This is a genomic window from Phytoactinopolyspora mesophila (genome assembly GCF_010122465.1).
GTDB lineage: Bacteria > Actinomycetota > Actinomycetes > Jiangellales > Jiangellaceae > Phytoactinopolyspora > Phytoactinopolyspora mesophila.
In genome coordinates this window covers 47,727-59,893 of record NZ_WLZY01000005.1, presented here as the reverse complement: position 1 = coordinate 59,893, position 12,167 = coordinate 47,727, and the positions used below count along the sequence as shown (strand labels likewise).

The 12,167-nt window shown below is 65.1% G+C and carries 13 protein-coding genes; 10 read left to right on the top strand and 3 right to left on the bottom strand.

Annotation, left to right across the window (positions count from 1 at the left end; translation table 11 throughout):
• Positions 1–26 precede the first annotated feature (26 nt).
• Positions 27–722 carry a response regulator transcription factor gene (locus F7O44_RS15160; RefSeq protein WP_162451113.1) on the bottom strand — a complete coding sequence of 232 codons (696 nt, stop codon included), beginning with the start codon at positions 720–722 and terminating at the stop codon, positions 27–29.
• Between the two features lie 176 nt (positions 723–898).
• Between F7O44_RS15160 and F7O44_RS15155 the strand changes: the two genes are divergently transcribed.
• The 9 genes from F7O44_RS15155 to F7O44_RS15115 all read left to right on the top strand — a co-directional run bounded on the left by F7O44_RS15155 (position 899) and on the right by F7O44_RS15115 (position 8,952).
• Positions 899–2,257, top strand: coding sequence for an MFS transporter (locus F7O44_RS15155; protein ID WP_222851393.1), 1,359 nt, complete (start codon positions 899–901; stop codon positions 2,255–2,257).
• 57 nt (positions 2,258–2,314) lie between these two features.
• The gene (locus F7O44_RS15150; protein ID WP_162451112.1) at positions 2,315–2,995 is read left to right on the top strand and encodes a uracil-DNA glycosylase; all 681 of its coding nucleotides are present in this window, start codon (positions 2,315–2,317) and stop codon (positions 2,993–2,995) included.
• A 262-nt stretch (positions 2,996–3,257) separates the two neighbouring features.
• Positions 3,258–3,461, top strand: coding sequence for a cold-shock protein (locus F7O44_RS15145; protein WP_162451111.1), 204 nt, complete (start codon positions 3,258–3,260; stop codon positions 3,459–3,461).
• Between the two features lie 501 nt (positions 3,462–3,962).
• Complete coding sequence (locus F7O44_RS15140) at positions 3,963–4,538, top strand: RNA polymerase sigma factor (protein WP_162451110.1); 576 nt, start codon at positions 3,963–3,965, stop codon at positions 4,536–4,538.
• A complete protein-coding gene (locus tag F7O44_RS15135) occupies positions 4,531–5,196 on the top strand; it encodes a hypothetical protein (protein ID WP_162451109.1) in 666 nt (221 codons plus the stop codon). Before F7O44_RS15140 ends, F7O44_RS15135 begins: the two co-directional genes overlap by 8 nt.
• A 233-nt stretch (positions 5,197–5,429) precedes the next feature.
• Entirely contained in the window at positions 5,430–6,149 is a 720-nt protein-coding gene (locus tag F7O44_RS15130) for a glycerophosphodiester phosphodiesterase (RefSeq protein WP_162451108.1), read from the top strand.
• Between the two features lie 106 nt (positions 6,150–6,255).
• Complete coding sequence (locus F7O44_RS15125; RefSeq protein WP_162451107.1) at positions 6,256–6,945, top strand: PadR family transcriptional regulator; 690 nt, start codon at positions 6,256–6,258, stop codon at positions 6,943–6,945.
• 199 nt (positions 6,946–7,144) lie between these two features.
• Positions 7,145–8,182, top strand: coding sequence for an ATP-binding cassette domain-containing protein (locus F7O44_RS15120; protein WP_162451106.1), 1,038 nt, complete (start codon positions 7,145–7,147; stop codon positions 8,180–8,182).
• Positions 8,179–8,952, top strand: coding sequence for an ABC transporter permease (locus tag F7O44_RS15115; RefSeq protein ID WP_162451105.1), 774 nt, complete (start codon positions 8,179–8,181; stop codon positions 8,950–8,952). The genes F7O44_RS15120 and F7O44_RS15115 overlap by 4 nt, the downstream gene beginning before the upstream one ends.
• Before the next feature lie 119 nt (positions 8,953–9,071).
• On the opposite strand, the gene F7O44_RS15110 is transcribed toward F7O44_RS15115, so the two are convergent.
• Positions 9,072–10,070 (bottom strand): NAD-dependent epimerase/dehydratase family protein, encoded by a 999-nt coding sequence (locus F7O44_RS15110; RefSeq protein WP_162451104.1) that lies wholly within the window; start codon positions 10,068–10,070, stop codon positions 9,072–9,074.
• A 194-nt stretch (positions 10,071–10,264) separates the two neighbouring features.
• Here F7O44_RS15110 and F7O44_RS15105 point away from each other — a divergent pair, with 194 nt between their 5' ends.
• Positions 10,265–11,722: an IS1380 family transposase gene (locus F7O44_RS15105; protein WP_162451103.1), complete on the top strand. Its 1,458-nt coding sequence runs from the start codon at positions 10,265–10,267 to the stop codon at positions 11,720–11,722.
• 173 nt (positions 11,723–11,895) lie between these two features.
• Here F7O44_RS15105 and F7O44_RS15100 read toward each other — a convergent pair whose 3' ends face one another.
• Positions 11,896–12,153 carry a hypothetical protein gene (locus tag F7O44_RS15100; protein WP_162451102.1) on the bottom strand — a complete coding sequence of 86 codons (258 nt, stop codon included), beginning with the start codon at positions 12,151–12,153 and terminating at the stop codon, positions 11,896–11,898.
• Positions 12,154–12,167 lie beyond the last annotated feature (14 nt).

Sequence of the window (12,167 nt, the reverse complement as noted above, 5' to 3'; positions counted from 1 at the left end):
GGTCCCTGTGAGAAGCCACCGCCTGATCATGGCTGGAACCGATACCCGACTCCGCGGACCGTCTGGAGGTGCCGTGGCGCGGATGGATCGCGTTCGATCTTCTCGCGCAGCCGCCGCACGTGGACGGTCACGGTGGACGTGTCTCCGAAACGCCACCCCCACACGGTCTCGAGCAGTTCCTCACGCCGGAATGCCCGTCCTGGATTGGCAAGAAAATGAACCAGGAGGTCGAATTCCTTGGCGGTCAACGCGATCTGTTCGCCCCCGAGCACGGCTTCGTGACCGACGACGTCGATCTCGATGCCGCCTCCGGACAGTGTCTCGACCGAACTGTGCGCCACGCCGCCTGTCGAACGGCGCAGTACCGCTCGCACCCGCGCGGCGAGTTCACGTGGCGAGAACGGCTTGGTGACGTAATCGTCCGCACCGATGTCCAGCCCGGTGATCCGATCGCTCTCTTCACCGAGCGCGGTCAGCATCACCACCGGTATCGGCGCTACCTGACGCAGCCGCCGACATACCTCGAGGCCGTCCATGCCCGGAAGCATCAGGTCGAGCACGACGATGTCCGGCAGCGTGGCAAGAGCCTGTTTCAGCCCTGCCACACCATCGGTGGCGTAGTCCACCTCGAAGCCGTCCCGGATCAGGTACCGGCCGACTACGTCTGCCAGCGCCGGATCGTCGTCCACCACAAGCACCCGCGAGGCCGCGTCAGTACTCATGGACTCAACAATCGCCCATCGGCACCCGAGATGTCGCCCCCGCGGGCGATGTTTTCCCACTTCGTAAGGTTTGCGCCCAGGTAGGCAATGGGGCGCTGCCCGGTAGACAACGCGCTCACCGAGCACGGAGCCCGTCTCGGTACATAACGATGCCGTAACATGGTCCGATCCGTTCGGTGCTGTTCAGCGCGGTACAGCTCGAACCGTCCGCACCAACCAGCTCGACCAAGGAACTCTTCCTTTTGCCTGCGCTCATCCCCCTCTCGCGTCCGTCCTCATACCGACCGTCGTCATACCGCAAGGCGAACAGCTTCTACGGCTGGCACATCGTCGCGTACTCGACGATCGCTCTGGCCGCCTCCGGACCCGGGCAGACCGCGGCCGTGTCGGTTTTCATCGATCCGATGATGGCCGACCTCGGTATCTCTCGCTCGGCCATATCCACGGCCTATCTGATCGGCACGCTGGTCGGTGCGCTGATCATGCCGTGGATCGGCCGGGCGCTGGACCGCTACGGTGTCCGGCGCACCATGGCTACCATCGGCGCGGCGTTCGGCGGGGTCCTGGTCTCGCTCGCGGCCGTCAGCGAGATCGTCGGCCTGACGGCAGGGTTCGCCGGAATCCGGATGGCCGGACAAGGGGCTCTGTCGCTGACCGCCACAACGGCGACCGCCCTGTGGTTCACCCGCCGGCGAGGGACCGCGATGGGCATCGTCTCGGCGCTGGGAGCGGTCGGAATATCGATGACACCCCTGGTCATGGAGGGGTTCATCGCAAGCCACGGATGGCGGCTCGCCTGGGCGGTCGAAGGCGTGGCGATCTGGCTGGTCGTCATTCCCATCGCGCTGCTCGGCATGCGTGACCGGCCGGCGGATCTCGGTCAGCTCCCCGACGGCGATACTCCGTCCAGCGACAGCAACGCCGATCGAAACGCCGCCTGGGGAGCAACCGTCGCACAGGCCGTCCGGGCGCCCTACTTCTGGGTGGTCACGGGAGGGGTGGCCGCCTGCGGGTTGTTGTCGACCGCGGTCAACTTCCACCAGATCAGCCTGCTGTCCGAACGCGGCCTCTCAACCACCGCGGCTGCCGGCAACTTCCTGTGGCAAACGATCGCCATGCTGCTGGCCACCCTCGCGGTGGGCGCGCTCACGGATCGAGTCCGGCCTCGATGGCTGATCGTCGGCGCCATGCTCAGTTTGTCGGCCGGGCTCGTCTGGGGCACCCAGATCACCCCTGGGATGTCAGCCGTGATCTTCGGCGCACTGCTAGGCGGAGCAGGTGGCGGGATGCGCGTCCTGGAGGCCGCCACGTTTCCGCGGTACTTCGGTACCGCGCACCTGGGCTCGATCCGCGGGCTGGTCACTGCCATCTCCGTCGGATCCACGGCTTTCGGTCCGCTGATCTACGCCTACGCTTATCAGGTCGCCGGCTCGTACACCACGGTACTGCTGGCCACCGCGCCGATCCCGGTCCTGATCGCCATCGCGGCATTACTCGTACGCCCTCCCGCACCTGCCGTGCGTTCACGGCTGTGATGTGCGCCGTCCGGCACCACGCACCGCCAACGCCGGTCTCCCCTAGAGTTGGACACCATGGCGGAGGCTAAACCCTTGCACGAACTAGTAGAGCCGGGCTGGGCACGCGCACTGGAGCCGGTGGCTGAGCAGATCACCGCGATGGGCGCTTTCCTGCGCTCCGAGATCAACGCCGGGCGCTCGTACCTGCCCGAAGGGAAGAACATCCTGCGGGCCTTCACCCAGCCGTTCGAAGACGTCCGGGTGCTCATCGTGGGCCAGGATCCTTACCCCACGCCTGGACACGCGGTCGGTCTCAGCTTTTCCGTGGCACCACACGTCCGGCCGCTGCCACCGAGTCTGGTCAACATCTTCCGGGAGTACTCCGACGACCTCGGCTACCCGGAGCCCAGCAACGGCGATCTCACTCCGTGGACCGAGCACGGCGTCCTATTGCTCAACCGCGCGCTGACCGTGGCGCCACGACAACCGGCAGCACATCGAGGCAAGGGCTGGGAAGTGATCACCGATCAAGCAATCCGCGCTCTGGTGATGAGGAACACACCATTCGTGGCCATCCTCTGGGGACGCGACGCTCGCAACCTTCGCCCACTGCTAGGCGACACACCATGTATCGAGTCCGCGCATCCAAGCCCGATGTCGGCCCACAATGGTTTCTTTGGATCACGGCCCTTTAGCCGAGCCAACAGTCTCCTCAGTACCCTGGGTGTGGAACAGATAGACTGGAAACTTTCTTAACAGATACGATCCCACATTGTTCACGGTTCGGAAGGACCCTTTGACAAAAAGAGCGAACATCGTATGCTGCGGGTCGCGGGCTCAAGGTGGTACTGTTTCCGCGGTTGCAGTAACAGTTCCTCGCACGTCCTTGACCGCCCGTGGATTGTTATAGCGGGCGTTTTTCGCTTCTCTGTGCCCAGCACGGTAGCGGGAGACGGCAGCAGCAACCGGAGTCGCACCGCGCGGCGCCAAAACACCGTCCCCTAGGAGGACACAGCACATGGCACAGGGAACCGTCAAGTGGTTCAACGCCGAGAAGGGTTTCGGCTTCATCGCGCAAGACAACGGCGAAGCCGATGTCTTTGTGCACTACTCGGCCATCCAGGTTGAGGGCTACCGCACTCTGGATGAGAACCAGCGCGTCGAGTTCGAGATCACCCAAGGCCCCAAGGGCCCGCAGGCCGATCAGGTTCGCCCGATCTGAGCCGACGTTCTCCGTGGCGACGGTAGGTATCGAACGCTACTGCCGACCGCTTACCAACTGCTCGCCACAGCACTCCAGTAGTGGAACGCCCCCTTGCACATAGGTCGCCAAGGGGGCGTTCCTCTGCTTTAGAAAGGCTTACCTCTCCTTGCGAGTTCCTTAACGAGAAATGCACTTGTAGGATCCGTTTCGCAAACGATACTAATTTGTTATGTAATCGAGTTCAATCGGGCAAAACGGCAAACGTGTCGCCCGCCACTGATCCTCTCGCACGAATGTTTCCGGCGATCTGCCGTCTGAAATCAAGCATCCTTGTCGACGATAGGCGCTCTCCGAATAAACCACAGAGAGCATGATCAATACGTGGTCACTTCAGTACGCAGCGCGCCTTTCAACGATCACGATTCCGCTCTGGCAGAAGAACGTGTGCGGGTGTGGCCGAAGAGAATGGCGTTCACGCAATCTCTGTGAGCAGTTCGGTCCGTATCCTCAGACGTGCACATGTTCACCCATGCGGATCGAGCCTCGGATGCCGCTCTGGTCGAAGGTCTCGCACTCGGAGACCATCCGGCAGCGGCGGCCTTCGTGCGCCGATTTCAGGGTGCGGTATTCGGCTTGTCGATATCCATCACGCGAGATTCCGCGCTGGCGGAGGATGTGAGCCAGGAAGTCTTCTTGCGCGCGTGGCGTGCGGCGCATACTTTCGATCCCCGGCGGGCATCCGCACTCACCTGGCTGCTGACCATCACCCGTAATGCCGCCATCGATGCCGTCCGAATACGACGTGGCACCCCCATCGACGACGAGGCGCTAGAACGGCTCGTTCACGATGCGCACAGGGAGCCGGACCCGGCGGTGCCGATCCTGCATCGCCTCGAGGCGGAGCGGGCGATCCGCAGGCTCCGGGCCCTGGCACCGGAACAGGCCCGCGCCGTCGTGCTGGCGGTGCTCGGAGGATGCACGGCCGCCGAGGTCGGCCAGCACGAGGGCATCCCACTCGGCACCGCAAAGACACGTATCCGCTCCGGTCTACGGCGGTTGCGTGCCCTGATGGAGACGGAGGAGCGTCATGACTGAACCACATCCCACCGAGGATTCGCTCCTGGATCTCGCCCTCGGTGACGTCTCCGAACCGGCCCAGCAGTCACTGATCCACCACCTGGCGTCCTGTTCCGACTGCCGCCGGGCTTACGACGGCGTCGCACGCACCCTCGACGACACCCTGGCCGCCGCGCCACATGTCCAGCCGCGCCCTGGTTTCGATCACGCCGTGCTCCAAGCGATGGGTGTGGGCGAAGCCCACCATCAGGCAACCCCACCGCCGCGGCGGATCCGCTGGAACCGGCCTGCCACACTCCTTGCCGCTTGCCTGGCGGGCGTGGCGCTCGGCGTCGGAGGCACGGTGGCCGCCACCACGGCCGGCGATGACGCGCCGGCGGACTCGGTTGCCGCGGCCCCCGGGGCTCCCCTGCAGACCGAGGACGGCGACACCGTAGGCACCGCGGCATTCAGCTACCTCGACAACCAGCGAGTTGTGGTGGTCACGGTCGCCGGCGGCGGAGATGGACACTACGAATGCCGGCTCCGCCTCGCCGACGGCAACGCGACGACACTGGGTGAATGGCACGTCCCCGAGGCCGGCGCCACCTGGGTGATGCCGGTGCCGTCCGCACCGGTGGTCAGCATCGAACTGGTTGACGAGCAGGGTGCGATCTGGTCCACTGCTACGTTGTGACCGTCGTTCGAAACCCCTTCGAGCCGGACGGATGTGCAACGATGCTCGAAAGCTACCGCCACGCCTGACGATCAGACGGGCCGGACGTGACGATGGGCCCTCTTCGACCAAGTCCGGGTGAAGGCTGTCAGCGTGGGTACGTAGGAAGTGTGCCGCCGCACCGCCCTTGAGAGGGGCGTATCGAGCCTCGATAATGGAGTGAGGAAGGCACAGAAGGGAGTCAGGGACACCCCATGACCACCAGCGGCGATCCACGGCACAGCGAGGGCGCTCCCGCATTGCTGACCATCGCTCACCGCGCGGCCAATGACGCGAACATCCTCCGCGAGGCAATCGACTCCGGGATCGATCTCGTCGAGGCGGATGTCCGCTTCTTCAAAGGGGTACCGGAGATACGCCACACAAAGACCCTCGGCCCACGGCTCCTGTGGGAGCCGGGTGAGCTGGTTCGTCGCCGCGATACTGTGGTGCCCACGCTGGCTGACCTCCTCGTGTCCCTCGGAGACGACAGTCAGCGCCTCATGCTCGATCTCAAAGGGCTGCGTCCCGGCCTGGCGCCGGCGGTGGCCAAGGTGCTTCAGGAGCATGCGCCCGGCGTACCCCTCGCCATCTCTACACCGCATTGGTGGATGTTCAAAGCGTTCCACGACCTTCCACACATCCGGCCGATGCTGTCTGCCGGCAGCTGGCCCATGGTCGAACGCCTGCGAGAGCTGATCCGCAAGGACCCGAGCACGTGGCCCACTGCCCAGCCGGTGTTCGCGTGCTCGATTCATCGCACTCTGCTGACGCCGGACATCGTCTCCGAGGTCCGACGCCGGATCGATCACGTCGTCACCTGGCCAGTGGATACTCCGGAAGAGCTTGGGCAGGCCCGAGAGCTCGGTGTCACCGGGGTCACCAGCAAGGACCTCAACCTGCTCAAATCGCTGACCACGAATGGGCGGGCCTGAGCCCTACCTCAGCACGTTCCGTCGTTCGCCACGGCCACTTGACATCGGACACCCGACCCCTAATACTCGAACTCAAGTAACCGGTTCAGTATATTAGGGAGCGTGCATGGCGTCGAAGCGGCCGAGCAATCCACTGGCCCTTGCCGTGCTGACGCTCCTGAGTGAGAAGCCGATGCATCCGTACGAGATGTCGAGCACTCTGCGTGAGCGGCAGAAGGAGGAGAGCATCAAGCTGAACTTCGGCTCGCTCTACTCCGTCGTGGTTTCATTGGAGAAGCGCGAACTGATCGAGGCCACCGAGACAATCCGCGAGGGAAACCGGCCCGAGCGCACTGTCTACCGGATCAGCGGGGCCGGCAAGACCATGATGGTCGAGTGGCTCAGTGATCTGCTCAGCACTCCGGTGAAGGAGTTCCCGCAGTTCGAAGCTGCCCTGTCGTTGATGCCGGCCCTACCGCCGGACGACGTCATCTCCTTACTGGAACGCCGGTTGGCCCAGCAGCAAGAGACATACCAGGCCAACAAGACGCTGCTGGACAAGGGCAAGGCGCTGGGCATGCCACGCGTGTTCAGTATCGAGCACGAATACGAACTGGCACTGCTGAACGCCGAGATCGAGTTCCTCCGCCAACTGATCGACGACATGCGGTCCGGGACGTTGAGCGGTCTGAAGGGCTGGCGCCGGATGGCCGAGCTCCGCTCAGCGGGCATGCCGATGGAGGAGATCGAAGCCGTCATCAGCGATGAATTCAAGGAGGATTTCGCCTGGCTAGAGCATTTAGACGAACTCCGGTGAAACCACGACACCGGGAAAGATGACCCCCAGCCATCGGTGCGCCAACACCGAGGCCAGGGGCCACCACTGAAAACCCTGGAGCCGGACCCGCGTTAGGGGACCTTCCCAAGGCCCTGCAACCCCAAGGATACGAGGTCTTCCGCGACCTCGATGTCACCTGCCGCGGACCCGGTTCCTCACACCATGTGTAAGGAGCTCCATGTCCAGGCACACGCATGCCCTCGACGGGCAAACCCGAACAGCGGGCCGCGAACCGGCCATCGAAGCCACGAATCTGGTCAAGACGTACGGCGGTGGCGACAAGGCCGTGCGAGCGCTCGACGGCGTCAGCTTCACCGTGCCCAGCGGCTCCGTCTTCGGCCTGCTCGGCCCGAACGGCGCCGGCAAATCGACCACCGTGAAGATCCTGACGACACTCACCGCCGCCGACTCGGGGGCGGCCAAGGTGGCCGGGTTCGACGTCAACCGCGAAGCCGCCCAGGTACGGCACGCGATCGGATACGTTCCGCAGAAGCAGTGCTTCGACCCCACCGCCACCGGCCGGGAGAACCTCGTCCTGCAGGGACGGATATACGGCGTCCCCATCACGCAGACACGACAACGAACCGACGAACTTCTCGAACGATTCGGCCTGGCCGAAGCGGCCGATCGGATCACCAAGACGTGGTCGGGTGGGATGCAACGAAAACTAGATGTCGCACTCGGTCTGATCCACCGCCCACAAGTCCTGTTCCTCGACGAACCCACCACGGGCCTGGACCCCGAAGCCAGAGCGGACATGTGGGCGGAGATCTCCGGCCTGGCCAAGGCTGACGGGCTGACGGTGCTACTCACTACGCACTACCTCGAAGAGGCAGATCAGCTCGCCGATCAGCTCTTGATCGTCGACCGGGGAACAGCCGTCGCGGCCGGCACGCCCGAGGAACTCAAGGCTCTGCTGGACGGCGACACCATACAGGTTCACCTGGCCGACGTGGACACCCGCGAACACGCGCAAAAGGTCATCGTCGCGGTAGACGGCGTCCGAAGCGTCGAACTCGACGCCTCGACGCTGCACGCCCACGTCGCCGACGGCGCTTCGGCGCTTCCCAAGGTGCTGACCGCGCTGGCGTCCGCTGGCGTCCGGCTGTCGTCGATCACGGCCGCGCGGCCGTCGTTGGATGACGTCTATCTCCAGTTCGCCGGCCGCTCGTTCCGCGCGGCCGACCGCGCCGGCACCGAGGAGGAAACCAAATGAGCACCATCGTCAAACATTCGACGTACCTGACCGGCCGTTCGGTGCGGATGCTGCGCCGTGAGCCGATCTACGCCGCCTTCACCCTGGCCTCACCGCTGGTCTGGTTGCTGCTGTTCACTCAGCTGTTCCAGCGGGTGGTCGACGTTCCCGGGTTCGGCGACATCGCGTACATCGACTACATCACCCCGGGCATCGTCATCATGACGGCGATGATGAACGCCGGCTGGGCCGGAACCTCCTTCATCGACGACATGAGCCGGGGGGTCATGGACCGGAACCTGACCTCCCCGTTGAGCCGGACCGCGCTGATCGTGGGGAATCTGGGCTATAACGTGCTCATCACGATCGTCCAGTCCGCGGTCATCCTCGGCGTCGCGTTCCTGATGGGGGCACGCCCGGAGAACGCGCCTGGGTTGCTCGTCCTCCTGGTCTCCGCGATCCTCGTGTGCCTGATCTTCGCGGCGTTCTCGTGCACCATGGCGTTGCTGCTCGGAACGCAGGAGTCGTTGATCGGAATCTTCCAGTTCGTGGCGATGCCGCTGCTGTTCCTGTCGACCGTGCTGATCTCCCGCGACCTCATGCCCGGCTGGCTGGCCAACGTCGCGTTGTTCAACCCGGTGGACTGGGGCGTGGTCGCGGGCCGCGAAGCGCTGGCCACCGATCCCGACTGGAGCGTGGTCCTCGGCCGGGGTGCGCTGCTCATCGGCCTGACAGTGATCTTGAGCTGGCTAGCCACTCGAGCATTCCGGGCGTATCAGCGACGAGCCTGAGCAGACCGGCGTCACCGTGTGTTGATCATGGGCCCACGCACCCCCGTAACCTCTGAACGGCCGCACGGGCCCATGATCAACGTCTTTGCTGGTGCTGATGCGCGACGACCCGTCGCACATCAGCCGGCGGGCTGCAGGGGCGGGGTCGGCGCTCCAGCGCCGGCGACCATTCCGCCGAACATCTCCTCAAGAGCCTCCAGTCCGGTCCATCTCGGCCGCCATCCAAGCTCTCGCTTGATCCGCGTGACATCGAGTGTGGGAAGGTTCAACACGAGATTCAGCAGCGCCTCGTCGGCACGAGCCAGCCTCAGCCTCCAGGCAACGCCGAGCGAGGCCCGGGCAACCACCGCGGGAATGGTCACCCGGCGGGCGTGGAACAGATCAGCGATCATCGCGGCGTCTACGACGGGGTCCGCGGCCACGTTGTACGCCCCGCGCGCCTCGTTGTTCATCAGTGCGAGCCGGTAAGCCTGTGCGGCGTCGTCGGTATGAACCGCCTGGAACCTCAGGCCGGAGGGCATGGGCACCACGGGGAGTCGCTGGGAACGGAACAAGGCACGTGGCACGAACGGCCCGGCGAAGATCCGGTGCTGCTCCAAGCCGGACGCACGTTTGAAGATGAAACTCGGCCGGAGCCTGACCACCCGGATATCGGGGTGGCGCAGTTCGAAGGCGTCCAGATATCGCTCGACGTAGGCCTTCTCACGCCCGTAGGCCGCTGTGGGGAGGCTGTGTGTCGGCCAGGTCTCGTCCACGTGCTTACCGGGCCCGGGTGAATAGGCACCCACGGATGACGCATAGACGAGCGTGGAGACGCCCGCTCGCGCCGCCGCTTCGAAGACGCGGATGCTGCCCAGCACGTTGACTTCCCACGTGGTGACCGGAGCATGGGTGGGCTGAAAAGCCCAGGCAAGGTGGACGACGGCGCCGGCGCCGCGCACATGCCCGTCGAGATCGGCAGAACGAAAGTCAGCCTCGGCGAACGTGGCTTTTGGTGGCTTCCAGGCCGGTAGCCGCCGTGCCAGCCCAAGAATCTGTTCGACACCCGGCTCCTCACCCAACGCCTCGACGACGCCCGTTCCCACATTCCCGGTTGCGCCGGTGACCACGACCTTCATGCCCTTCGGCTACCCAATGGCATCCGAGCCAAACGTCGCGAACGCGGGCACCAGTGCCCTTACGGGGCCTTAGCCTCGATCCACCGATGAGAGTGGTGGGGTGAGCGTGCCGTAACGCGAGGATGCCCTTACGGGCTGGGAGATTGGGACTTGCGACGGTTCCAAAGACCTCAACCCGGAAGGGCACCTCTGGGATGCGACTCTCTCACACCCTTGGTCGGACCTCGGTAGCCTTCGATGATCCGAATCTCGTGTCGGCTGGCGGTCTGGTTCCGGTGCTTGCTCTGGCGGAGTCCGCGGGGCTTCGGGATCTGGCCGAGGAGCATTTGAGTGTGCCGACGGACAAGGGCGCGAACGCTGGGCTGAAGGTGAGCTCGCTGGTCGGCGGGATGGTCGCGGGTGCCGATTCGATCGACGACATGGCCCTGTTGCGACATGGCGGGATGGGGCGGCTGTTCGCCCGGGCCTACGCCCCCTCGACGTTGGGCACGTTCCTGCGGGCCTTCACGTTCGGCCACGTCCGCCAGCTCGATGCGATCGCATCCCGGTTGTTGATCGCGCTGGCCGGACTCACCCGACTCCTCGGCGCGAGGACCGACCTTGCCGTGGACGAGGCCGATGACACCGAAGGCGAGGCCGGGTACGCGTTGGTCGATGTTGACGACACCATCATTGAGGTCCACGGTCATGCCAAACAGGGCGCGGGGTTCGGCTACTCCGGGGTGCGTGGCTTGAACGCGCTGCTGGCCACCCTCACCATCCCTGTGGCTGCCGCGGCGACGGCGCCGGTGATCGTGGCGCAGAGGCTGCGCAAGGGCGCGGCTGGATCGCCCCGCGGCGCAAAGCGCCTGGTCGGCGACGCGGTGAAGACCACCCGGCGACTGCTCGGCAAGCAGCAGCTGATCCTGGTGCGGATGGACTCGGCGTACTACGGCCGCCGAGCAGTACACGCCGCCCTGGCCGGTGGCGCCGACGTGTCGGTCACCGTGCGGATGGACACCGCAGTTAAGAAGGCCATCGCCGCGATTCCCGACGACGCGTGGACGACGATCGAGTACACCGACGCCGTCTTCGACGAAGCCACCGGCCGCTGGATCTCGGTCGCCGAGGTCACCGAGATCGACTTCACCGCGTTCGCCGCGCAGAAGAAGGCCGACCACGTTGCTGGGCGGCTCGTCATCCGCCGGATCCCGGATTTCAACGCCGACAAGCACAAGGCAGCCGGCCAGGACACCCTGTTCGACCTATGGCGGTTCCACGCGTTCTTCACCACCGCCGATCCCCAGGTCCTCGACACCGTCGCAGCCGACAAGACCCACCGCGGCCACGCGGTCATCGAGCAGGTCCACGCCGACCTGAAGAACTCCGCGCTTGCACACCTGCCGTCCGGGGTGTTCACCGCGAACGCGGCCTGGCTGGTGCTCGCGGTCATCGCGTTCAACCTCACCCGCGCCGCCGCCAGCCTCACCAAGCCCGACCTGGCCAAGGCGACCACCGCGACCATCCGTCGCACACTGATCACCGTGCCCGCGAGGGTCGCGTCCTCAGCCCGACGCATCACCCTGCACCTCCCACACGCCTGGCCCTGGAAAACCGCCTGGACGGCACTGTTCAACCGAGTCAACGACCCGCCCTCAGCCCTCACGACCTGACCACCCAGCAGCCACCGCTGCGCGATACGAGGACCACAAAATGGAACAACCGGACAACGAGGTCCGGCGGATCCTCACGTCCTGGCAACCTCACACCCCGACGGGAACAACCACCTCAGCTCTTGCCAGCCGATCGGTGGATCGAGGCTTAGCCTGGTTCCACGGATCCAGGCTTAGTCCATCCCGCCGTCGCCGCCGGTGCCCCGGGGCGACTCAGGCTCTCTGATTCCCTCCGGCCCGCCGTCTTGATCGTCGGCGAAGGTGGGCCGGGAATGTTCTTCGGCGAAGTCACCTTCGTCTCCGAGGTCGTCGTCATCGAGCAGGTCGTCTTCTCCGGCGAGGTCTTCTTCAGCGGGCGAGCCGGGCGATCCCACACGGTCTTCGCCGGGCGGTGGTTCGTTCTCGCGATGATCGCGTTCATGGGCGTTCATGCCTCCAGCTAGTA

Excerpts from the sequence above, each read along its gene's own strand:
- F7O44_RS15160 (WP_162451113.1), bottom strand. The coding sequence starts at position 722 with ATGAGTACTGACGCGGCCTCGCGGGTGCTTGTGGTGGACGACGATCCG.
- F7O44_RS15150 (WP_162451112.1), top strand. The coding sequence starts at position 2,315 with ATGGCGGAGGCTAAACCCTTGCACGAACTAGTAGAGCCGGGCTGGGCA.
- F7O44_RS15145 (WP_162451111.1), top strand. The coding sequence starts at position 3,258 with ATGGCACAGGGAACCGTCAAGTGGTTCAACGCCGAGAAGGGTTTCGGC.
- F7O44_RS15140 (WP_162451110.1), top strand. The coding sequence starts at position 3,963 with ATGTTCACCCATGCGGATCGAGCCTCGGATGCCGCTCTGGTCGAAGGT.
- F7O44_RS15135 (WP_162451109.1), top strand. The coding sequence starts at position 4,531 with ATGACTGAACCACATCCCACCGAGGATTCGCTCCTGGATCTCGCCCTC.
- F7O44_RS15130 (WP_162451108.1), top strand. The coding sequence starts at position 5,430 with ATGACCACCAGCGGCGATCCACGGCACAGCGAGGGCGCTCCCGCATTG.
- F7O44_RS15125 (WP_162451107.1), top strand. The coding sequence starts at position 6,256 with ATGGCGTCGAAGCGGCCGAGCAATCCACTGGCCCTTGCCGTGCTGACG.
- F7O44_RS15120 (WP_162451106.1), top strand. The coding sequence starts at position 7,145 with ATGTCCAGGCACACGCATGCCCTCGACGGGCAAACCCGAACAGCGGGC.
- F7O44_RS15115 (WP_162451105.1), top strand. The coding sequence starts at position 8,179 with ATGAGCACCATCGTCAAACATTCGACGTACCTGACCGGCCGTTCGGTG.
- F7O44_RS15110 (WP_162451104.1), bottom strand. The coding sequence starts at position 10,070 with ATGAAGGTCGTGGTCACCGGCGCAACCGGGAATGTGGGAACGGGCGTC.
- F7O44_RS15105 (WP_162451103.1), top strand. The coding sequence starts at position 10,265 with ATGCGACTCTCTCACACCCTTGGTCGGACCTCGGTAGCCTTCGATGAT.
- F7O44_RS15100 (WP_162451102.1), bottom strand. The coding sequence starts at position 12,153 with ATGAACGCCCATGAACGCGATCATCGCGAGAACGAACCACCGCCCGGC.